Origin of the sequence: Streptomyces sp. DvalAA-43, assembly GCF_900091725.1 — a bacterium.
GTDB classification, from domain to species: domain Bacteria; phylum Actinomycetota; class Actinomycetes; order Streptomycetales; family Streptomycetaceae; genus Streptomyces; species Streptomyces pulveraceus.
On the sequence record NZ_FMBW01000043.1, the window covers coordinates 256,593 to 278,082 of the forward strand.

Annotated in this window: 20 protein-coding genes; 10 read left to right on the plus strand and 10 right to left on the minus strand. The window is 71.6% G+C overall.

The features are described 5' to 3' along the window. Position 1 precedes the first annotated feature (1 nt). Both GA0115234_RS15875 and GA0115234_RS15880 read right to left on the minus strand, forming a co-directional pair. Positions 2-235 (minus strand): chaplin, encoded by a 234-nt coding sequence (locus tag GA0115234_RS15875; RefSeq protein ID WP_093542094.1) that lies wholly within the window; start codon positions 233-235, stop codon positions 2-4. 304 nt (positions 236-539) lie between these two features. Further along, on the minus strand, positions 540-941 hold the full coding sequence (locus GA0115234_RS15880; RefSeq protein WP_093542096.1) for a rodlin: 402 nt from the start codon (positions 939-941) through the stop codon (positions 540-542). Between the two features lie 550 nt (positions 942-1,491). On the opposite strand from GA0115234_RS15880, the gene GA0115234_RS44130 reads away from it, so the two are divergent. Beyond that, positions 1,492-2,274 carry a chaplin gene (locus GA0115234_RS44130; RefSeq protein WP_093542098.1) on the plus strand — a complete coding sequence of 261 codons (783 nt, stop codon included), beginning with the start codon at positions 1,492-1,494 and terminating at the stop codon, positions 2,272-2,274. Between the two features lie 96 nt (positions 2,275-2,370). On the opposite strand, the gene GA0115234_RS15890 is transcribed toward GA0115234_RS44130, so the two are convergent. From GA0115234_RS15890 to GA0115234_RS15910, 5 genes are all read right to left on the minus strand, one after another. Continuing rightward, entirely contained in the window at positions 2,371-3,306 is a 936-nt protein-coding gene (locus GA0115234_RS15890) for a dihydrodipicolinate synthase family protein (RefSeq protein WP_093542100.1), read from the minus strand. Beyond that, positions 3,303-4,292 (minus strand): oligopeptide/dipeptide ABC transporter ATP-binding protein, encoded by a 990-nt coding sequence (locus GA0115234_RS15895; protein WP_093542102.1) that lies wholly within the window; start codon positions 4,290-4,292, stop codon positions 3,303-3,305. The genes GA0115234_RS15890 and GA0115234_RS15895 overlap by 4 nt, the downstream gene beginning before the upstream one ends. Continuing rightward, a complete protein-coding gene (locus tag GA0115234_RS15900; RefSeq protein ID WP_093542104.1) occupies positions 4,289-6,256 on the minus strand; it encodes a dipeptide/oligopeptide/nickel ABC transporter permease/ATP-binding protein in 1,968 nt (655 codons plus the stop codon). The genes GA0115234_RS15895 and GA0115234_RS15900 overlap by 4 nt, the downstream gene beginning before the upstream one ends. A 1-nt stretch (position 6,257) precedes the next feature. After that, on the minus strand, positions 6,258-7,208 hold the full coding sequence (locus GA0115234_RS15905; RefSeq protein ID WP_093542105.1) for an ABC transporter permease: 951 nt from the start codon (positions 7,206-7,208) through the stop codon (positions 6,258-6,260). 235 nt (positions 7,209-7,443) lie between these two features. Continuing rightward, entirely contained in the window at positions 7,444-9,039 is a 1,596-nt protein-coding gene (locus GA0115234_RS15910; protein ID WP_093542107.1) for an ABC transporter substrate-binding protein, read from the minus strand. Positions 9,040-9,222: 183 nt separating this feature from the next. Between GA0115234_RS15910 and GA0115234_RS15915 the strand changes: the two genes are divergently transcribed. From GA0115234_RS15915 to GA0115234_RS15935, 5 genes are all read left to right on the plus strand, one after another. After that, a complete protein-coding gene (locus GA0115234_RS15915; protein WP_093542109.1) occupies positions 9,223-9,954 on the plus strand; it encodes a FadR/GntR family transcriptional regulator in 732 nt (243 codons plus the stop codon). A 182-nt stretch (positions 9,955-10,136) separates the two neighbouring features. Further along, positions 10,137-11,144, plus strand: a complete 1,008-nt coding sequence (locus tag GA0115234_RS15920) for an acetylxylan esterase (protein WP_093542111.1) — start codon at positions 10,137-10,139, stop codon at positions 11,142-11,144. A gap of 15 nt (positions 11,145-11,159) precedes the next feature. Further along, entirely contained in the window at positions 11,160-12,458 is a 1,299-nt protein-coding gene (locus GA0115234_RS15925; protein ID WP_256088730.1) for a GDSL-type esterase/lipase family protein, read from the plus strand. 103 nt (positions 12,459-12,561) lie between these two features. Next, on the plus strand, positions 12,562-14,001 hold the full coding sequence (locus GA0115234_RS15930) for a sialidase family protein (protein WP_093542115.1): 1,440 nt from the start codon (positions 12,562-12,564) through the stop codon (positions 13,999-14,001). A 102-nt stretch (positions 14,002-14,103) separates the two neighbouring features. Next, entirely contained in the window at positions 14,104-15,294 is a 1,191-nt protein-coding gene (locus tag GA0115234_RS15935) for an FAD-dependent monooxygenase (RefSeq protein WP_093542117.1), read from the plus strand. 22 nt (positions 15,295-15,316) lie between these two features. On the opposite strand, the gene GA0115234_RS15940 is transcribed toward GA0115234_RS15935, so the two are convergent. Both GA0115234_RS15940 and GA0115234_RS15945 read right to left on the minus strand, forming a co-directional pair. After that, complete coding sequence (locus GA0115234_RS15940; protein WP_093542119.1) at positions 15,317-16,009, minus strand: ATP-binding cassette domain-containing protein; 693 nt, start codon at positions 16,007-16,009, stop codon at positions 15,317-15,319. Then, positions 16,006-17,130 carry an ABC transporter permease gene (locus GA0115234_RS15945; protein WP_093542121.1) on the minus strand — a complete coding sequence of 375 codons (1,125 nt, stop codon included), beginning with the start codon at positions 17,128-17,130 and terminating at the stop codon, positions 16,006-16,008. Before GA0115234_RS15945 ends, GA0115234_RS15940 begins: the two co-directional genes overlap by 4 nt. Positions 17,131-17,245: 115 nt before the next feature. Here GA0115234_RS15945 and GA0115234_RS15950 point away from each other — a divergent pair, with 115 nt between their 5' ends. Then, positions 17,246-17,836 carry a TetR/AcrR family transcriptional regulator gene (locus tag GA0115234_RS15950; RefSeq protein WP_093542123.1) on the plus strand — a complete coding sequence of 197 codons (591 nt, stop codon included), beginning with the start codon at positions 17,246-17,248 and terminating at the stop codon, positions 17,834-17,836. A 65-nt stretch (positions 17,837-17,901) separates the two neighbouring features. Here the strand turns inward: GA0115234_RS15950 and GA0115234_RS15955 are convergent, their stop codons facing one another. Beyond that, the gene (locus GA0115234_RS15955; RefSeq protein ID WP_093542125.1) at positions 17,902-18,600 is read right to left on the minus strand and encodes a FadR/GntR family transcriptional regulator; all 699 of its coding nucleotides are present in this window, start codon (positions 18,598-18,600) and stop codon (positions 17,902-17,904) included. Between the two features lie 152 nt (positions 18,601-18,752). On the opposite strand from GA0115234_RS15955, the gene GA0115234_RS15960 reads away from it, so the two are divergent. Genes GA0115234_RS15960 through GA0115234_RS15970 form a run of 3 tightly spaced genes read left to right on the plus strand, consistent with a single transcriptional unit; the run spans position 18,753 to position 21,432 of the window. Continuing rightward, positions 18,753-19,712 (plus strand): dihydrodipicolinate synthase family protein, encoded by a 960-nt coding sequence (locus tag GA0115234_RS15960; protein WP_093542127.1) that lies wholly within the window; start codon positions 18,753-18,755, stop codon positions 19,710-19,712. Beyond that, a complete protein-coding gene (locus GA0115234_RS15965; protein WP_093542129.1) occupies positions 19,709-20,755 on the plus strand; it encodes an ROK family protein in 1,047 nt (348 codons plus the stop codon). Before GA0115234_RS15960 ends, GA0115234_RS15965 begins: the two co-directional genes overlap by 4 nt. Further along, positions 20,752-21,432 (plus strand): N-acetylmannosamine-6-phosphate 2-epimerase, encoded by a 681-nt coding sequence (locus tag GA0115234_RS15970; protein ID WP_093542131.1) that lies wholly within the window; start codon positions 20,752-20,754, stop codon positions 21,430-21,432. Before GA0115234_RS15965 ends, GA0115234_RS15970 begins: the two co-directional genes overlap by 4 nt. The last annotated feature ends 58 nt before the right edge of the window (positions 21,433-21,490 follow it).

Sequence of the window (21,490 nt, forward strand, 5' to 3'; positions counted from 1 at the left end):
GTCAGGCGTTGACGCAGGTGTTGCCGAAAGACGGGTTGAGCAGACCGATCACGTTGATGGTGTTGCCACACAGGTTGACCGGAATGTGGATCGGAACCTGGATGACGTTGCCGGACACCACGCCCGGGGAGTTGGCAGCGCCGCCCTCGGCACCGGAGTCGGCGAACGCGGGCGCGGCGGCACCCATCGCCATCAGGGTTCCGGCGGCAATGGCGGCAACCTTGGTGTACTTCACTTTGTTCCCTTTCTTTGGCGGAGTGCGAAGCGGCCACGTCTTTCGTGCCGCACGAGCGCGGTCCTGATCACCCGTAACTCCGCCACAGTAATTCGTAACGATTTAAGACCGTAGGTGAAACTCTTCCGGCTGAAGATCTTCAAAAGATCGCCCGAATGATGCAGTATCGATCACTCGACGTCACCGGAGAGGCCTCCGACAATCCGATGTACCTATGCCGGGATACGGCAGCAAACAGGCCCGAGCCGCACGGAGGAGGAACGCCGGGGGCTCGGGCCTGTCGTTACGGCTGGATCGGCTGCACTCAGCTGTTGCCGGCACCGTTGCCGGAGAGCACCGGGATGCCATCCAGGATGTGCGACAGCGGCTCGTCGCCCTTGGCCTGGGTGGAGTTCTCGGTGCACTGCTGGTTCTGCGGCGAGGACAGCACGTTGACGTCCTGGACCGCGATCGGGATCAGGCCGATGAGCGAACCGACGTTGGCCTTGGCCGGCAGGCCGATGCACGGCTTGTTCAGGCTGCCCTGGACCAGACCGAACTGAGGGCTGCCGTCACCGTGGGTCTCGGCGTTGCCGAACGACTGCGAGGCTCCGTTGCCGTTGACCGAGGTCGTACCGCCATCGTCGCCGATGGCCATGGCCTGCGTCGCGCCCAGACCGAGGATGGAGGCGGCAACGGCACCCGTAGCCAGAACCTTCTTGATCACGATTAACCCTTCTCGTACCGGATGCCCCGTACCGGAGCCCCCTGCCCAACTCGTGACCGGGCGTTTGGTTCTCTCCATTCACCCGAATGCCAGGAATGCACGAACGGCAGTGCGAAACAGCACATCGGACGGGCATCGGAGGAGTCGAGCCAACCGGCCGCACTCACCTCCCGGCGGCTTTGCCCGGTCGACACAATCGAACGCCCATACATGTCGCAGGGCGCCACGCCCGAGCCGTTCACATACTCCATTCGAGTGATCACAAAATTTCCACGACCTATTGAGTTTCCTGAACAAATCCTCCTCGTTATGGGTGTCACAAGCGTGCAGTTCGGGCGCTTGACCGGCAGAAGCAGGACTCATCACATGAAGAACGCGTCCTGGTGGTCTCTGCGATTTCCGTAACCGCCGCTTGCCGCGTCACGCACGGGCACCGCCGGGGTGGCCCCCCGGCGGCCTCCGAACCGGCCTGATGAACGAACTGCGAGCTCCTGCTCGCACGGACTGTCCTAAGAAGGGGCAATCAATGCGAAAAGCCTTGAGTAAGAGCGTGCTGGTGATGGCGGCTGCGTCAGGGATCCTGACCGCCGCCGGTGGCTACGCGTTCGCGGATGCCTCCGCCGACGGCGCGGCCGTCGGGTCGCCCGGCGTCGGCTCGGGCAACACCGTGCAGGTGCCGGTACATGTGCCGGTCAATGTGTGCGGCAACACCGTCAATGTGATCGGTCTGCTGAACCCCGCGTTCGGCAACGAGTGCGCGAACGTGAGCGGCCAGGGGGGCGGCGGGGGCCAGGGTGCGAGCGCCGAGGGCGTCGCGGCCGGCTCGCCCGGCGTGCTGTCCGGCAACCTCATCCAGGTTCCGGTGGACGTTCCGGTCAACGCGTGCGGCAACACCGTCGATGTCGTCGGTCTGCTGAACCCGGCGTTCGGGAACAACTGCGGCAACGCGTCCGGTGGCCACGAGACCCCGCCGCCGCCGGTCCACCCGCCGCACAAGCCCCCGGTGCACCCGCCGCACAAGCCCCCGGTACATCCCCCGCACAAGCCGCCGGTGCACCCGCCGCACAAGCCTCCGACCCACAAGCCCCCGACGCACCACACCCCGGACTGCCCTCCCCCGCACCACAAGCCGCCCACCCACCACAAGCCGCCGACGCACCCCCAGCCGCCGAACCACCCCACGCCGGCCACGCACCATCACCACCACCACAAGCCGCCGCAGCTGGCGCACACCGGTGCCGACGCCAACCTGGGTGTGGCCGGTGGGGTCGCCGCGGCCATGGTGCTCGGTGGAACCCTGCTGGTCCGCCGTACCCGCGCCTCCAAGAGCTGACCGGCTCCGCCGACAGGTAGCGCGGAACGGAGAACAGCGGTCCGTCGTCACAGCCGAGCTGTGACGACGGACCGCTGTCCGCTGATCCGGGCCGGCTCACACCCGGGCGAGCCCCGCGCGGTCCAGGCAGGCCGCGATCTCCGCGGTCTCGGCCGCGTCCAGGGCGCGCATCGGCGCGCTCATCGCGTTCGTCGTGATGATCCCGCGCAGCATGAGCGCCGTCTTGAAGGCGCCAAGGCCTGCCGCGGTGGCGGACACCGTGCCGGGACGGGCCGCCCGGACGATGTCGAAGAGCGCCACCAGACGGTCCTGTTCGGCCCTGGCGGCGGCCCAGTCTCCCCGCACCGCGGCCTCGTGGAGGCGTACGTATCCGTGCGGGTCCACATTGCCGAGCCCGGGGACCGAGCCGTCGGCGCCGCCGAGCATCATCGCGTCGACGACCAGTTCATGCCCGGTGAGTACGGAGAACTCCGGGAGTTCACGGGCTCCGATGGCCAGGCGGCGGAACGAGCCGTCGTCGCCGCTGGAGTCCTTCACCCCGGCCAGCACGCCGTCCGCGGCAAGCGGCAGCAGCAGTTCCGGGTCGAGTTTGCTGTGCACGCAGACCGGTACGTCGTATGCCAGGACCGGCAGGTCCAGGGCGGCGGCGATGTCGCGGAAGTGGCGGTCGATCTCGGTGGGGTGCGTGCGGGTGTAGAAGGGGGCGGTGACGACGACGGCGTCGGCGCCGAGTCCTTCGGCGGCGCGGGCCCGCTCGATCGCCCGGCCGGTGGTGGTCTCGATCGCGCCGACGAGCACCGGGACCTGGCCTGCGCAGGCGGCCGTGATGACCTCGATGACCTCGTCCTGCCGGGCGGGCGTCAGATAGGCGGTCTCGCCCGAGCTGCCGAGGGCGAACAGGCCGCTGACACCGCCGTCGAGCAGATGTCCCACGACCCGTTCCAGCGAGGCGCGGTCGATCTCGCCGTCCGCGGTGAGCGGGGTGACGACGGGCGGGATCACGCCGGTGTAGCGGGGAGTGCGGGCGGTCATGCGGTGCTCCTTGCGGACGGTACGGGGGACGTGGGGATCTGGGGATGGACGCAGTGCCAGCGGTGTCCGTCCGGGCCGGAGCCCGGGGCGGGGAAGACCGTGGCGCAGGCGTCGTCGGCCTTCCAGCACCGGGTGCGGAACGGGCAGCCGGACGGCGGGTTGGTGGCCGAGGGAACGGGCCCGGTGAGCACGATGCGTTCGGTGGTCTCCAGCAGGCTCGGGGTCGCGGAGAGCAGTGCCTCGGTGTACGGGTGCGCGGGGGCGCCCGCCACCTGGGCCGCTCGGCCCTCCTCGACGATCCGGCCGAGGTAGAGGACGGCGAGGCGGTCGGCGAGGTAGCGCACCGTCTGGATGTCGTGCGAGATGAACACCATGCCGAGCCCCAGGCGTTCACGCAGGTCTACCAGGAGGTTGAGGACCTGGGCACGGACGGAGACGTCGAGTGCGGAGGTCGGTTCGTCGGCGACGATCAGTTCCGGTTCCAGGGCCAGCGCGCGGGCGATGGCGACGCGCTGGCGCTGGCCGCCGGAGAGCTGTCCGGGGAGCGCGGCGAGGGTGTGGCCGGGCAGGCCGACCAGGTCGAGGAGCTCCTCGACGCGTGCCTCGCGCGCCTCGCGGGTGCCCCGCTTGTGCACGTCGAGCGGGTCGCGGAGGATCTGCCGGACGGTGAGCCGGGGGTTGAGGGCGGTGGACGGGTCCTGGAAGACGACGCCGACCGCGGAGCCGAAGTCGTCGCGGCGCTGTGCCGCGGACATCGACCACAGGTCGCGGCCGTGGAAGCCGACCCGGCCCTCGGTGGGCTTCTGGAGCCCGGTCAGTACCCGGGCCAGGGTGGACTTGCCGCAGCCGGACTCGCCGACCAGGCCGACGATCTCGCCGCGCTCGACCTCCAGGGTGGCGTCGGTCAGGGCGTGCACGGCGTCCCGGCGGAAGACTCCGCCGCTGCGTGCCTTGTGGCGTACGTGGACGCCGTCGAGCCTGATCACCGGGCGCTCCCTTCGAGTTGTGCGGTCTTCGCCGGATGGTGGCAGGCGAAGCCGTGGTCGTTGGCGGCGGCGCGTGCGGTGAGTTCGGGTGCGGCGGTGCGGCACAGGTCGGTGGCCGCGTCGCAGCGGGAGGCGAAGCGGCAGCCGTTGCCGAAGCCCTGGGGGGCGGGGACGATGCCGCGGATCTGGTGCAGCCGGTCGGCGCCGGCCTCCAGGGAGACGACCGAGCCGAGCAGGCCTCGGCTGTAGTGGTGGGTGGGGCCGGTGAGTACGGAGCGGGTGGCGCCGATCTCGGCGAGGCGGCCCGCGTACATCACGGCGACCCGGTGCGAGAGGTCGCCGACGAGGGCGAGGTCGTGCGAGACCAGGACCATGGCGAAGCCGAGTTCGTCGCGCAGCTTCACGAGGAGTTCGACGACCTGGGCCTGGACGGTGACGTCGAGGGCGGTGGTCGGTTCGTCGGCGATGAGCAGGCGGGGGTCGCGGGAGAGGGCCATGGCGATCAGGACGCGCTGGCGCTGGCCGCCGGAGAGCTCGTGGGGGTAGCTGCGCAGGGTCCGTTCGGGTGCGAGGCCGACGAGTTCCAGCAGTTCGGCCGGGGTCTTCGTACCGCCGCGGGAGGTGAGCTGCTTCAGCTGGGTGCCGACGAGGACGGAGGGGTTGAGGGAGGAGAGCGCGTCCTGGTAGACCATCGCGATCTCCGGGCCCATCAGCGCGCGGCGTTTCTTCGGCGGGAGGTCCAGCAGGTTCCGGCCGCGGTACAGGATCTCGCCGCTGACCTCGGCGTTGCGGGCGAGCAGGCCCATGACGGCGAGGCTGGTGATGGACTTGCCGCAGCCGGACTCGCCGACCAGACCTAGGGTCTCGCCCTCGTGGACGGTGAAGTTCAGCGAGTCGACGACGGAGATCTGTCCGTAGCGGTCGGGGAAGCGGATCGACAGGTCCCGTACGACGAGCAGTTCGGCGGCGTCGGCGCGTACCGGGGTGATGGTCGGCTCGGTGGCGTCGGTGCGCTCGGCGAGCCGGGTGAGGGCGGCGTCGACGTCCACGGTGGAGGTGGCCTCGACCGGGCCGGGTGCGGTGGTCGTGGTGGGGTCGGCGGCGGCCTTGGCGCTCCTGGGCGCGGCGGAGGCGTCGGTGAGGCCCTCGGAGAGGATGTTGAGGGCGAGGACGGTGATCAGCAGGGCGAGGCCGGGGAAGAAGGTGGCCCACCAGCCGCCGGCGAGGAGGATCTGCCGGCCGTAGGCGAGGACGCTGCCCCAGCTGGGGTCGGGGTCCTGCACTCCGGCACCGATGAAGGAGAGGCTGGCCTCGAAGATGATCGCCTCGGCGACCATGACGGTGGCGAACACCATGATCGGCGCCAGGCAGTTGACGGCGACGTGGCGGAGCACGATGTAGCCGCGCCGGGCGCCGATGACCTTCTCGGCGGCGACGTAGTCCTCGCCGTACTGGGACAGCACATTGGCGCGGACCACGCGGGCCAGCGACGGGGTGTAGACGAAGGCGATGGTGAAGATGATCACCGGGAGACTGGTACCGAAGACCGCGACGAGGACGGCTGCCAGCGCGATCGGCGGGAACGACATCACGACGTCGAGGGTCCGCATCACGGATTCGTCGCCGAGCCTGCGCGAGGTGGCGGCGATCGAGCCGAGCAGCGCCCCGGCGACCAGGGCGAGCGCGGTGGCGCCGAGGCCGATGATCAGCGAGTAGCGCGAGCCGTGCACGACCCGGGCGAAGACATCGCGGCCGGCCCGGTCGGTGCCGAACCAGTGGGCGCCGCTGGGTGCCTGGACCGGGGTGCCGGTGGTCAGCGGATTCTGGGTGAACAGCGGGGCGAGCACGGCGCCGAGCACGACGACGATCAGCACGCCGAGGGCGATGCGGGAGGTGACCGGGAGGGCGCGGAACGCGAGGCCCGGTCGGGACAGTTTGTTGGCCAGACGGCCGGTGGCGAACATGTCACACCGTCCTGATGCGCGGGTTGACCAGCAGATAGAGCAGGTCGACGATGACGTTGACCACCAGGAACGCGATGGCGATGGTCAGTACGGTGCCCTGGACCAGGGCGACATCGCCGCCGGTGACACCTTCGAGGATGAGCTTGCCCATGCCGGGCAGGTCGAAGATCGCTTCGATGACGACCGCGCCGCTGAGCATGTAGCCGACCTTGATGCCGAGCACGGTCAGCGGGGTGACGAGCGCGTTGCGCAGCACCGAGCGGATCACCAGCAACGGCGGGAGGCCGTTGCCGCGGGCGGTGCGTACGTAGTCGCGGTCGAGTTCGGCGACCATCGAGGTCCGTACGAGCCGGGCGAGGGAGGCGGAGACCGGGAGCGCGAGCGAGATCGCGGGCAGGGCCATGGTGGTGAGCCAGCCGCTGAAGGAGTCGGCCGGGTTGGTGTAGCCGCCGGTCGGGAAGATCCGGGTGTTCAGCGCGAACTGCTGGATCAGCAGCACGCCGAGCCAGAAGGACGGGATGGCGACCCCGGCCATGGAAACCATCCGGAACAGCTGGTCGGGCCAGCGGTCCCGGTACATCGCGCCGATCACGCCGAACAGCACGGCCAGCACGACCGCGAGGAGCAGTCCGAGCAGGGTCAGCTGGAGGGTGAGCGGGAAGGCGGCGGTGATCCGGTCGACGACGGGCTGGCTCGGCGGGACGGTCATCCCGAGGTCGAAGTGGAGCAGTTGGCCGAGGAAGTGGAAGTACCGGACCGGGAGGGGGTCGTTGAGGCCGTTGGCCTCGGCGAAGGCCGCTCGGGCCTCGGGGGTGGCGCTCTCCCCGAGCGCGTTGAAGGCCGGGTCGGCCGGCGAGAACTGGAGCACCACGAAGACGAGCAGCGCGATGCCGAGGACCATCACCGGCATCATCGCGACGCGACGCAGCGCGAGCCGGAGAAAAGCAACCATCGTCGGGTTCCTTGCGGTTGGGCGGTGTGGTGGCCCGGCACCGGGGGGCGGGGTGCCGGACCGGGCAGTCGGCGGCCTGTGACATGTGACCAGCGCACCGTCCGCGGCGGGGCGGGCGGTGTGGTGCTTGCGGCGCGGTGCGTGCGGCGCGTGCATGCAGTGCGGTGCATGCGTGTGTGCGGTGCGGTGCATGCGTGTGTGCGGTGACATGTCACAGGTGGCCTGTGCGCTCGGGTCAGGCGCGGCTGACGTCCAGGAAGGAGAGGCCGGTGGTGGGCAGCGGCTTGAAGCCGGGCAGCGCCTTCTCGTTCCAGGCCGTGGGCAGCTTGCGGTGGAGGATCGGGTAGAGCGCGGCCTCGTCGGCGACCAGGTCGGTGACCTCGCCCCACAGCTCCTTGCGCTTCGCCTCGTCGGCGGCCTGGGCGGCCTTGTCGAGGGTCTGCCTGACCTTCTTGTACGCGTCGGACTCGGCCCAGCCGTAACGGCTCTCGGGCCAGAAGCCGTAGTAGAACCAGCGCAGCAGGAGGTCGGCGTCGTTGCCGAAGACGGACGGGTCGCCGGGGGCGACCAGCACCTCGAAGGCGCCCTTGTCGACCTTGGCGTACTGGGCCGGGGACTGGGCGATGTCGAGGGTGACCTCGACGCCGGCCGCCTCCCAGCTCTCCTTGAGCAGCGGGGCGATGTCCTTGACCCAGCCGGTGTCGGTGGTGAGGACGGTGAAGGAGAGGTTCTTGACGCCCGCGTCGGCGAGGAGTTGCCTGGCCTTCGCCACGTCGTGCGTGTAGACGGTGGCGGCCTTGTGGTAGTCGGGGTGGGTGGCTGGGACGTATCCGGTGGCGGGCGCGGCGTTGCCGACCATGGCGGTGGAGATGATCTTCTCGGTGTCCAGGGCGTAGTGCAGCGCCTGGCGCACGCGCTTGTCGGCGAAGCGCTTGTCGGCGGTGTTGAACATCAGGAAGAGCAGGCCGAAGGACTGCACGGACTCGGTCTTCGAGGAGCCCGCGAGGCGCTTGACGTCGATGTAGGGGACGTCCTCGATGGCCTGGACCCGGCCCGACTCCATGGCGCTGACGCGCGCCGACTGGTCGGACATCAGCCGCCAGATCATCTTCTCGGCCTTGGCGGGGTGCGGACCGTTGTACTTGTCGTACGCCTCGAAGACGATCTTGTCCTCGCGGGTCGCCTCGACGAACCGGTACGGCCCCGAGCCGACCGGCTTGGCGTCGAACGCCTTGGGGTCCGGTCCGACGATCTTCTTCGGGACGATCCGGGCCACGGCGATGCGGGACGGGAAGAGCGCGAAGGGGTACTTCAGCTTGAACTCGACGGTGCCGGCGTCGACGGCCTTCACCGAGTCGAGGAAGGGCACGAACTGCGCCATGAGCGAGGCGTTCTTCGGGTCCAGGATGCGCTGGAAGCTGAACACCACGTCGTCGGCGGTGACCGGGGAACCGTCGTGGAAGGTCGCGCCCGTACGGAGCGTGGCCCGGTAGGTGGTGGCGTTGATCTTCTTCGGCATCTCGGTGGCCAGTGCGGGACGGGCCACGAGTGTTGCCGGATCGAGATCCACCAGACCCTCGAAGATATGCATATTGGCGGCGTACGGGGTCGCGCCCGAGGTGATCATCGGGTCGAAGCCGGTCGACAGGGGGTACGAGAGACCGGCCTCGATCAGGCCGCTGCCGCTGCCCTTGTCCGCCGTGCCGTCGGCGGTCGAGGACGGTCCGCCGCAGGCGGAAAGGCTCGCCGTGATGGCGGCTGCCGCGCCGATGGCGCCGGTGAATCGCAGGAAGGTGCGGCGCTCGACACCGGCTGGTCTCAGCTCGGGCACGGGTCCTCCAGGGACGTCGAAGGTGGAACGTAGGGGTGGAAAACAGGCGAGGGAACGGGGGCGGCACACGGGATCACGAGGGATCGAGGAACCTTGAGCATCAGACGTCAGATGTCTGATGCCTTGATAGCGTGGGAACGTAGCTGGACAATCGAGAGGGGTCAAGAGGTGGGGAGTTCACATATGTCCGGTGCGAAGCCCGGCCGGCAGCTGCTCCGGCAGGAAGTCGTCGAGGGCATCAAGCGCTACATCCTCGAAAAGCGGCTGCGCCCCGGGGACCCGCTGCCCACCGAGCCGGCCCTGTGCGAGGCGCTCGGCGCCAGCCGCTCCAGCGTCCGCGAGGCGGTCAAGATCCTCGACGCGCTGGACATCGTGGACGTGCGGCACGGGCACGGCACGTACGTGGGCCGGCTGAGCCTGTCGGCCCTGGTGGAGAGCCTGACCTTCCGCGGGCTGCTCTCCCCGGACGACGACTTCCAGGTGATGGCCGACCTCGTCGACGTACGCGAGCTCTTCGAGCGCGGGATGGCCGACCGGATCGTCTCGCTGCTCAGCAAGGAGCAGCTCGACACGCTGGACGGCCTGGTCACCACGATGCGCCGGACCGGCGTCCAGGACGGGCACGGCTTCGTGGAGGCGGACCGGGCGTTCCACGCGTTGCTGGTGGCGCCGCTCGGCAATGAGCTGATCGGCCAGCTCTCGATGGCCTTCTGGGACGTGTACTCGATCGTCGCGCCGCATCTCGACGGGTTCACGCACGCCGACGAGATGGAGACGATCGCGGCCCACCAGAACATCGTGGACGCGGCGCGGGCCGGGGACATCACCGGCTTCATGAAGGCGCTGGGCGAGCACTACGCCCCGGTCAGGCGCCGGATCTCCGAGGCCCGCGCCCGCGACAACGTCCGGAGCTGACACCGCCACCCACCCCTCGGGGGGAGAGGGAGCCGGGCCCCGCCGGAACGGACCCCGGTCCGACGGGGCCCTTGACTGCCGCCGTGAGCGCTGCCTAGGGTCCGTGTGCCGCCAGGACATCTGACGTCTTCTGTCTTGATGGTCGGCGTTCACACCCCGGTTCACCCCAGGAGGGCACCTCCATGCCGTTGACGGACCTCTCGCTCACGGACTGCCGTGCGTACCGGCCCGAACTGCCGGTTCCGGACGGCTTCGACGCCTTCTGGTCGAGCACCCTGAGCGAGGCGCCCGCCGACGAAGGCCCGGTGTCCGGGCCGGTGTTCGCCCTCGTGGACACCGGACTCACCCAGATCCGTACGTACGATGTGACATTGCCCGGCTTCGCCGGACGTCCGGTCCGCGGCTGGCTGCATCTGCCGGCCGGGGCCATCGAACCCCTCGGCTGCGTCGTCGAGTTCCTCGGCTACGGGCGGGGGCGCGGTCTCGCGCACGAGAAACCGCTCTGGGCGTCCGCCGGTCACGCGCACCTGATCATGGACACCCGCGGTCAGGGCTGGTCGGCCGCGGGCGGTTCCACCGCCGATACGGACCCCGGCGCGGCCGGTACCGTACCCGGCTTCCTCACCCGGGGCATCGAGAGCCCGGAAACGTACTACTACCGGCGGGTGTTCACCGACGCGGTGCGCTGTGTCGAGGCGATGCGCGAGCACCCGGCGGTCGATCCGGACCGGATCGTGGTCACCGGGGTCAGCCAGGGCGGCGGCATCGCCCTGGCGGTGTCGGGACTGGTGCCGGGGCTGGCCGGAGTGATGCCGGACGTGCCGTTCCTCTGCAACTTCCGTCGGGGCGCGGAGATTTCGGGCCGGCCGCCGTACACCGAGATCGCCGAGTACCTGAAGCTCCACCGCGACCGCACCGCGACGGTGTTCAGCACCCTGTCGTACTTCGATGCCGCGCTGCTCGCCACCCGCGCCACCGCTCCCGCGCTGTTCTCGATCGCGATGATGGACGAGATCTGCCCGCCCTCCACCTGTTTCACCGCGTACCACCACTACGCGGGCCCCAAGGACATACGCGTCTACGAGTTCAACGGGCACGAGGGTGGCACCGCGTATCACCAGCGGGAGCAACTGGCCTGGGTGCGTTCCCTGTTCGCGGGCCTGCCGTCGGGGCGGGCCTGCCACTCCTGACCGGAGGAACCTTCCGTGCGCAGACGATCCATGCTTCTCGCCGCCGGTGCGGCGGCCCTGAGCGCCCCGTTCGGCGGCCGCGCCTTCGCCGCCGCTCCGGGCGGCGGACCGCTCCTGGACCACGACACCCCGGTGGACCTGGACGGCGGCGAGTATGTCGACCTGTCGGACCGGGTCGACGCACTCGCGCCGCTCACCGCGGGGACCCTTCTCGTCACCTTCCGCACCACCAGCCACAACGCGGCGATGACCCTGCTCAGCGCCTCCGATCCCACCGAGCCCTCGTCCAACATCACGGTGAACCTGAGCGGCGGCGCCCTTCAGTTCTCCGTGCGCGAGAAGGGTGCGGTACTGATCAATGTCATGACCAGGACACGGTATGACGACGGTCTGCGCCACACCGTCGCCGTCACCGTCGACTCCTCCGGCACCCGGCTCCACGCCGGCGGACGCCAGGTGTTCGAGACCGCGCCCCACCCCTTCTTCGGCGCCGTCTCGGGGCTGGGCGCGCTCGCCCTCGGCCGCAATCTCGACAGCGACCACCCCGGTGGCGAGTGGTTCTGCACCGGCACCATCGAACGGGCCGCGGTCTGGGACCGAGTGCTCGGCGAGGCCGAACTGGTCGCGCAGAGCCCCCGCCCCGACCTCGCCGATCTGGGCCGGATCTCCACGGTCCTGAACAGCGACACACCCGCCACCTGGGTCGTCACCGGCGACAGCATCACCCATGGCGCCCTGCACACCAACGGCTGGCGCAGCTACCCGGAGCACTGGACGGAACGCGTCCGCTGGGAGCTGGGCAAGCCCAAGAACCGCGACTTCGTGATCGACTCCGGCGTGAGCGGCGCCACCAGCGCCGAACTCGTCACCCTGTTCGGGGAGCGGGTCACCGCCTTCTCGCCGCGGGTGGTCTCGATCATGATCGGTACCAACGACATCGCGACGTCCGGCCTCGGCCCCGAGGTCTACCGGGCCAACCTCGTCTCGCTCGTCCGCTCGGTCCGGGCGCTGCCCGGCGCGCCGGTACCGGTGCTCCAGTCGCCCAACCCGGTCGATCCGGCGAAGTGGCCCGGCCGGGTGGGACTTTCGCGGTACGCGCAGGTGATGGGCGAGGTCGCGGCCGAGCAGGACGTCGTGTTCATCGACCACTACGACGACTGGCTGAACGGCAACGGCGGCCAGGTCCCGCTCTCCCTGCTCAACGACGGGCTCCATCCCGACCAGCGGGGCCATCACCGCCTCGCAGTGAAGATGATCAAGGATCTGCGGGTCTTCGACACCGACAGCCGGGTCTGCTCGCTGCGCATCCCGTAGCGGCACGCGCGGTGTCCCCGCGACCCCGCGCCCAGCCCGGCCCACCCTTCCGAGAAGCACCGCCCCTTCGAAGCACCACCCCTTCCGAGAAGAGAGATCGTCCATGCAGCGAAAAGTCTCCGTCGCCCTGCTCAGCGCCGCCCTCCTGGTGGTGACCGCGACCGGCACCGCGCACGCCGCCTCCCCCGCCCCAGGTCAGCTGAGCTCGCAGGATCTGACGGTCGACGGAGTGGGCTCGCCCCACTACCGCATCCCGGCACTCACCACCTCGGTCAAGGGCACGGTGCTCGCGGCCTACGACGCCCGGCCGACCCTCGGCGACCTGCCGAGCAACATCTCCGTCGTGCTGCGCCGCAGCACCGACGGAGGTGTGACATGGCACCCGCAGCAGGTGGTCCGCTCGGACACCACACCCAAGGGCTACGGCGACCCGAGCCTGCTCGTGGACCGCACCACCGGCCGGATCTTCCTGTTCTACGCGGCCTCGGTGAACCAGGGCTTCTTCGGCTCGGGCACCGGCAACGACGAGACCGACCCGAACGTCCTCCAGGCCGACTACAGCTACTCCGACGACGACGGGGTGACCTGGACCCACCGCCGGATCACCCAGCAGATCAAGAACCCCGCCTGGGCCGGCATGTTCGCCGCCTCCGGCGAGGGCATCCAGCTGCGCCGGGGCCCGTACAAGGGCCGGCTGATCCAGCAGTACGCCGTGCGCATCAACGGCGCCAACTACGCGGCCGGCGCCTACAGCGACGACCACGGCGAGACCTGGAAGATGGGCAACCCGGTCGGGCCCGGCGGCGACGAGAACAAGACCGTCGAGCTGTCGGACGGCCGGGTGATGCTCAACAACCGCTCCGCGCCGTACCGGACGATCGCGTACTCCACCGACGGCGGGGTCAACTACACCCCGTTCACCCAGGACACCCGGCTCACCGACCCGGCGAACAACGCCTCGGTGATGCGCTACGCGCCCGATGCCGCCCCCTCCGACCCGCAGTCGTCATGGCTGCTGTTCAGCAACACGGAGGACGCCTCGGCGCGGCGCAACCTCACGGTGAAGATGTCCTGCGACAACGGGAGGACCTGGCCGATCCGCAAGGTCGTCGACCCCGGATCCGCGGCCTACTCCACGCTGACCCGGCTGCCCGGCGGCCGCCTCGGACTGCTCTACGAACGGGCCGACTACCAGCACATCACCTACGCGTCCTTCGACCTGAAGTGGCTCGGCGGCACCTGCGCCGACATCACCATCACCCCGCCCGCGACGCTCGGGGCGGGGACGGCCGCCGAGGTGACGGTGCGGGTGGTCAACCGGATGGACGTGCGCCGCGACCCGGGCACCGTCGACCTCACGGTGCCCGGCGGATGGACGACGGCCCAGGTCGCCGTCCCGGCGCTCAACCCGGGCCAGGGGGCCAATGTGAAGGTCCCGGTGACGGTCGCGGCAGGCACCTCGGGCAGTGCCGCGCTCACCGCCACGTACCGGGCGAACAACAAGCAGGCGTCCGGCAGTACGACGGTGACCGTGACTCCGTAGCGGTCCCGGTCTCCGGGAGGCGCCGCACGTCCCCCGTCCCGCACGGGTGCGACGATGAGGGCGTTCAGCACCTCCCGGAGCGTCGGAACAGGCGGTGGCACGATGGCAGTGACAGCGGGTTTACGCATCGGAGTGGTCGGCGGCAGCATCGCCGGCTGCGCGATGGCGATCGCGGGGACGCGGGCCGGGGCGGACGTCACCGTCCACGAGCGCAGCGACGGCGCCCTGCAGGACCGGGGGTTCGGCATCGTCATCCCGCCGCCGCTCCACCGGGAGCTGGTCACGGCCGGCTATCTGGGCGCGGACATGCCGACGACCCCGGTCGCCACCCGGGTCTGGCTCGCACGGGCGCCGGGCCGGCGGTCGGCGCGTGAGCTGGCCCGGCAGCAGGCCCCGGTGACACCATGCAACTGGGGGCTGCTGTGGCGGGCGTTGCGCTCGAACATCGGGGGCAGTGCCTACCACCGGGGGCGGCCCGTCGACTCCGTCGTCCGTACGTCCTCCGGCGGCGCCCTGATCCGTACCGCGGACGGCGAGCGGGAGTACGACATCGTCGTCGGGGCGGACGGGCACCGGTCCGTCACCCGCGAACTGATCGCGCCCGGGGTGCGGGCGGCCCCCGCCGGATATCTGGTCTGGCGGGGCACCATCCCCTCGGACGCGCTCCGCGACCATCCGGAACAGCTGGATCTGCTGGAGACCGCCTGGGTAACCCTGGGCTTCCCCGGCGGACACGGTGTCTTCTACCTGATCCCGGGAGCAGAACCGGAATCGCGGCTGCTGGCATACGCCGTCTACGCCCCTCCCCCGGCACCGGCGGGGTCCGATGGCCAGGTCTCCGCCGCGTACGTGCGGCACATCGCCGAGGAGCACTTCCCCGCCGAGTGGGCCGATATCGTCGCCCGGGGCGAGCACACCTCCCAGGCGCTCCACCCGGTCGCCGACTTCGTGGTGCCCCGGGCGGCGGAACCGCCCTTCCTGCTGGCCGGTGACGCGGCGAGCGTGACCCGGCCGCACACCGCGAGCGGGGCGGTCAAGGCGCTCCAGGACGCGCTGTGCCTGGAACGGTCGCTGCGCGCGTCCTCCTCGGCGGCCGGGGCGCTGCGCCGGTACGCGGACGAGCGTTCCGCCGAGGGGGCCCGTCTGGTCGCCCTGGGCCGCAGGCTGGGGCGTGCCCTCGTCGAGCACACGCCCGACTGGCCGGCGATGGGGCCCGCCGAGGTGGACGCGCTGAGCCGCGCCGCGCTGGACGGTGCCGACAGCTATCTGTACGGCAGCGTCCAGCGGGAGTGACGGGCCCGGTCGCTGGGCGGGTTCAGCCGCCGGGCACCCCGGCCGCCGCCGTGCCGGCGGTCAGCGCGGCCATGTCCACGACCCGGTCGGCGGCCTCGGCCACAGCCGGGTCGTGCGTGGCCACGAGGGTGACGCAGTCGTCCTCGTGGGTGCGTTCGGCGAGCAGCGCGGCCAGTTCGCCGGCCTGGGAGCGGTCGACGGCCGCCGTCGGTTCGTCGATCAGCAGCAGTCCCGGGGAGAGGAGGAGCGCGCGGGCCAGGGCGACGCGCTGGCGTTCGCCGCCGGAGAGCTGCTCGGGGCGGTGGCGCAGGCGATGGCCGAGGCCCACCCGGGCCAGGGCCTCCTCGGCGCGGGAACGGTGCGCGCGGGGGCGGGCGCCGCTGATGTACACGGCGGCGAGCAGCTGGTCGACGGCGGTCAGGCCGGAGAGCAGATTGCCGCTCTGGAACATGTAGCCGATCCGCTCCCTGCGTATCCTGGCGCGCCGGGCGTCGGAGAGTCCGGCGAGGTCCTCGCCGTCCAGCAGGACCTGCCCTGCGGTGGGCCGCAGCAGGGCGCCCGCGAGGGCGAGCAGGGTGGACTTGCCGGAGCCCGATGGTCCGACGAGGGCCGTCATCCTGCCGGGTACGAAGGTGGCGTCGAGGCCGTCGAGGACGGTGGTACGGGCGTCGGCGCGGCCGAACGCGACGGTGACGCCGCTCAGTCCGAGGCTCATCGGTTGGCTCCCAGCATGGTCAGCGGGTCGGCTCGGGTGACCCGGCGCAGGGTCAGGGCGGTGCCCGCGAGGCCGACGGCCGCGACAGTGCACATGGTGGCGGCGAGGGTGGCGGCGGGCAGGCTGAACGGCACCTGTTCACCGACCAGCAGCCCGACCGCTCCGGCGAGCACGGCGCCCGCCGCGGTGCCGAGGACGACGACCAGGGCCGCCTGGAGCACGGTGTGCGCGAGCAGCCGCCGACGGGAGGCGCCGAGCGCCCGGAGCAGGGCGAGTTCGGGCTGCCGCTGCACGGTCCACACGGAGAAGAAGGCGCCGACCACGAGCGGGGCGATCAGGTAGAGGAACACCTGGATCGAGGTCATGGTGACGCGTTCGCCGGTGTAGCCGGGGGCCGCCTCGTACGCCTTCTCCTTGGTGAGGGTGGTGGTGGAGTGACGCGCGTCGAGGGTGGCGGCCGGGGTCCCGGCCGGTGGGGTGCGCAGGGCCAGGGCGCTGAACTGGTCGGGGATCACGGCGGTCGCGGACGCCGGGGCGCCGGGGGTGCTGAAGCGGATGCGCTGCCAGGTCTTCAGCGGGACGTAGGCGACGGGCACATGGCCGTAGCTGGAGCGCTCGGTCAGCCCGATGACGCGCAGCGCGATGCCGAGCCGGTCGATGACCAGGGTGTCGCCGACGCGTACGCCCTCGTCGGCGAGCTTGGCGGACAGCACGACGCTGTCCGGAGCCGCGTCGGCGAGGCCCTTGCCCTCGGTGACCGAGGGGGCGAGGAAGGAGCGTGGCTCGACACCGAAGGCGGCGAGATCGACCTCGGCGCCGCGGTCCGTGGTGCCGCGGGCGATGGAGACGCCCAGCGGGGTCGTGTCGGTGTCCGCGTCCGCGCGCCAGGCGGCGGCCGCCTTCTCGTCGAGGAGGCTGCGGGCGAACTGGTCGGACCGGGCATCCGAGGAGAAGACCAGCTGCGCGGCCGGCAGGCGGCGCAGCGCGGAGATGGTGTCGTCGCCCAGGCCGGTGGTGAAGCCGGAGATGATGCCGACGAGTGCGGCGACGAGCACCACGACGGACCCCATGAGCAGGAAGCGCCCTCGGGCGGCGCGCAGCTCCAGCAGAGCGAGGAACACGGCGGTTCCCTTCGATGGATCGATGTTAGGGACGGTGTGTCGCCAAGATAGATGATGGGGACGCCGCGTCGCCAAGTGGGGCTCGGCAGTGCACCGGGGCTTCTAGACTGGGCCGGTGCCCAGGATCAGAGCCGCCACGGTCGCCGAGCACCATGCCCAGCAGCGACTGGCCCTGGTGCGGGCGGCGCGTGAGCTGCTGGAGGGCGGCGACGCCGAGGCCGTGACCTTCACCGCGGTCGCCAGAGCCACCGGCCTGGCCCGCAACAGCGTGTACAAGTACTTCCCCGGCCGCCCCGAGCTGCTCGCCGCGGTCGTCGAGGACGCGATGCCCCGCTGGACGGACGCCATCCGGGCCGGGATGGCGGCGGCCGGTACGCCCGAGGAGAAGATCGCCGCCTATGTGTCGTCCCAGCTGGAGCTGGTGCGCGGCGGGGAGCACCGGATCGCCCAGGCACTGGCGGGGGTGCGGGACGCGACGGTGGTGCGGGAGAGCGCGGCACGGGTCCACCGGGAACTGCTCACCCCGCTGATCGGCGCGCTGACGGAGCTGGGCGAGGAGGACCCGCGACGCACGGCGCTGCTCCTTCAGGGAATCGTCAACGCGGCCACGACGGCGATCGAGAACGGCGACGACCCCGCGGCGGTGACGGACCGGGCGGTACGGATGGCCGTCACCGCGATCACCGGGACGACGCCGGGGCGGTGAGGGAAGGAGTATCCGCCCCTCCCCTTCCCGTCCTCCTCCTCCGCTGCGAGGCGTCCGCCGCCCGGCTACCGGACCGGTGACGGTTCGAGGCGGGTGCGGATGCCGTCGAAGTGGGTGCGCATGGCGCGCACCGCGCGTGCGCCGTCGGCCGCCGCGACCGCCTCGACGATCTCGCGGTGCTGGGCACAGGTGGCCAGCGGGTCCTGATGGCCGTCGTCGAGATCCTCGCGCACCCGGTCCATGGCCGCCCAGAACGCGTCGAGCACCTCGCTGAGCAGGTGGTTGTCGAGCGAGGCGTAGAGCGCGAGGTGGAAGGCGCGGTCGGTGGAGCGCGCCACCCGGCCGCCCTCGCGGGCCTCGGCGTCCATCGTCGCGACGAGACCGCGCAGCACGCCGAGGTCCTCCTCGGGAATACCGGCCGTGACGGCGCCGACCAGCCCCGCCTCCAGCGCCTCCCGCACCTTCATCAGCTCGAGGAGGCCCGGCTCCCCCTGCCGGTGGCGGACCGCGGCCCGGAAGGCGAGCCCCTCGGCGAAGGGCGACAGGGAGAGCGAGCCGACGAAGGTGCCGAAGCCACGGCGGATCTCCACGACATTGACGGCCTGGAGCGCCTTGAGGGCTTCGCGCACCGACACCCGGCCGGCCTCGAAGAGCTCCATCAACTCGGCCTCGGTGGGCAGCGCGTCACCGGGGCCGAGTCTGCGTTCCAGGATCAGCTCCTTGAGCCGGCGCTCTATGTCCTGAGCCATGGTGGGGCGCGCCACAACATCCTCCCGGGGTGCGATTGCCCCTTGACCGGTCGCAGGAGCATCTGTTTAAGGTGAGCCAGACATAGGACATCTTACGTCTCACGTCACGATCCGTGCAGCTGCCTCGGGCCACGGATCGGTGCATCGACCGAGCTGGAGCCCTCACCATGTCCCTGACCTCACCGCTGCACGGCGTCGTCCCGCCGGTCTGCACCCCGCTCGACTCCCGGGGGGAGGTCGACACCGCGTCCCTCGCCCGGCTCGTCGAGCACCTCATCGGCGGCGGTGTGCACGGGCTGTTCGCGCTCGGCTCCACCAGCGAGGTCGCGTACCTCACCGACGAGCAGCGCGCCACTGCCCTGGCGACCGTGGTCGACGCGACCGACGGCAGGGTTCCGGTGCTCGCCGGTGTCATCGACACCACCACCGCCCGGGTCGTCGAGCACGCCCGCTCCGCCGCCGAGCTGGGTGCGGACGCCCTGGTCGCGACGGCGCCGTTCTACACCCGCACCCATGGCAGGGAGATCGCCCAGCACTTCCGGCGGCTGCACGCGGCGGTCGGCCTGCCGCTGTTCGCGTACGACATCCCGGTCGCCGTACACAGCAAGCTCTCCCCCGCGCTGGTGCGCGAACTCGCCGAGGACGGCACCCTGGCCGGCCTCAAGGACAGCAGCGGTGACGAGGGCGGGCTGCGCCGCCTGATCGTCGAGCTGGGTGGCCGCGAGGGCCGCGCGAACGGCCCGGCGCCCCGGTTCAGCATCCTCACCGGCTCCGAACTCACCGTGGACGCCGCCCTGTTGGCCGGGGTGGACGGTGTGGTGCCGGGCATCGGCAATGTCGACCCGGCCGGTTACGTACGGCTCTACGACGCCGCGCGGGCCGGGAACTGGGAGCTGGCCGCGGCGGAGCAGGAGCGGCTGGTCGAGCTGTTCGCCATGGTCGACGCCGGTCCGGAGGCGGACATGGGCCGCAGCTCCTCGGCGCTCGGCTCCTTCAAGGCGGCGCTCCAGCTGCTCGGCGTCATCGCCTGCGGCGACACGGCCTTCCCGCAGATCCGGCTGAGCGCCGAGTCCGTCGCCGTGGTCGCGCAGCGCCTGCGCGCCGCCGGTCTGCCGCCGGTCCGATGACCGGCCACTCCCCGCGGTCCGCCACCGGCCCGACGAGCGACCGCTCCCTGCCATCCGCCGTCAGTCCGACGAGCGACCGCTCCCTGCCGTCCGCCGCCGCCACCGATGCCGTGGTGATCGGGCTCGACCTCGGCGGCACGAAGATCGCCGCCGCGCTGCTCGGCCCGGACGGCACGGTCCTGGCCCGGCACACCCGGCCCACCCCGGCCCGGGACGGCGCGGCGGCCGTGCTGGACGCACTCGCCGGGGCGGCCGCGGCCGTCGACCCCGGGCGGCTGGCCACCGCGCTCGGCATCGCCGCTGCCGGGGTCGTCGACCCCCGCACCGGCATGGTCACCAGCGCCACCGACTCCCTCAGCGGCTGGGCCGGCACCGCCCTGGGCACCGGCCTCGCCGACCGCACCGGATACCCGGTGGCCTGCGACAACGACGTACGCGCCACCGCCGGACCGGAACTCGCGGCGCTGATGGCGGACGGCGGACCAGGGCAGCAGTCGCTGCTCTTCGTGGCGGTCGGCACGGGCGTGGGCGGTGCGATCGCCGTCGACGGACGGATGCTGCACGGCGCGGCCGGTCTCGCCGGACACCTCGGCCATCTGCCCAGCCCCGAGGCGGCCGGACTGCCCTGCACCTGCGGCGCCGCCGGACATCTGGAGGTCATCGCCTCCGGGCCCGGCATCGCCGCCCACTACGCCCGGCTGACCGGCACCCCCGTGGACCGGCTCGAAACCGTCGCCGCCCGCGCCGGGCAGGGCGACGCGGCGGCCGTCCGCGCCATCACCACCGGCGCCGCCGCCACCGGCCAGGTGCTCGGCGGGCTCGCCAACGCGCTGGGGCCCGACCGGGTCGTCGTCGGCGGCGGCGTACCGCGGATCGGCCCGCTGTACGGGGACGCCCTGGCCGCCGCCTTCGCCGCGGAACTGATGCCACCGCTGCGCGGGCTCCTGCCCCGGGCACCGCTGTTCGGCGCCGACGCGGCGGTGCTCGGTGCCGCCGCCCTGACCACCGTCCTTCCCCTCCACCACCCGGGAGTCCTCCGATGACCGCTCAGGAACTGGCCACCACCCTCCGGGGCAGGCTGATCGTGTCCTGCCAGGCGCCCCCCGGCGACCCGATGCGGGACACCGGCACCCTGGTCCGGCTCGCCCGCGCGGCGGTCGCCGGGGGCGGCGCCGCGATCCGCGCCAATGAGCCGGAGGTCGTCGCCGCGATCGTCGAGGCCGTGGACCTGCCGGTCATCGGCCTGTGGAAGGACGGAGACGTCGGCGTCTACATCACCCCGACCGTCCGGCACGCCCTGGCGATCGTGGCGGCCGGTGCCGATGTCGTCGCCGCCGACGCCACCGACCGGCCGCGCCCCGACGGCTCCACCTTCGCCGAGCTGGTCGCGGCGGTGCACGGGGCCGGCGCGCTGGTGATGGCCGATGTGGCCACGCTCGCCGAGGGCGTCGCGGCGGCCGGGCAGGGGGCGGACTTCGTCTCCACCACCCTCTCCGGCTATGTGCCGGGCACGCCGAAGCAGACCGGCCCCGATCTCGCCCTGGTCGCCGAGCTCGCCGCCGCGATCGACGTCCCGGTGGTCGCCGAAGGCCGTATCAACACCCCCGAGGAGGCCGCCGAGGCCGTGGCACGCGGCGCCCACAGCGTCGTCGTCGGCACCGCCATCACCGCGCCCACCGCCCTGACCGCCCGCTTCGTGGCGGGCATCGCCCGGCCCTGACCTTCCCCCACCACGCGGGCCGGCGGCTCGACGACGAGCGCCGTCCCGCATCCTGGAG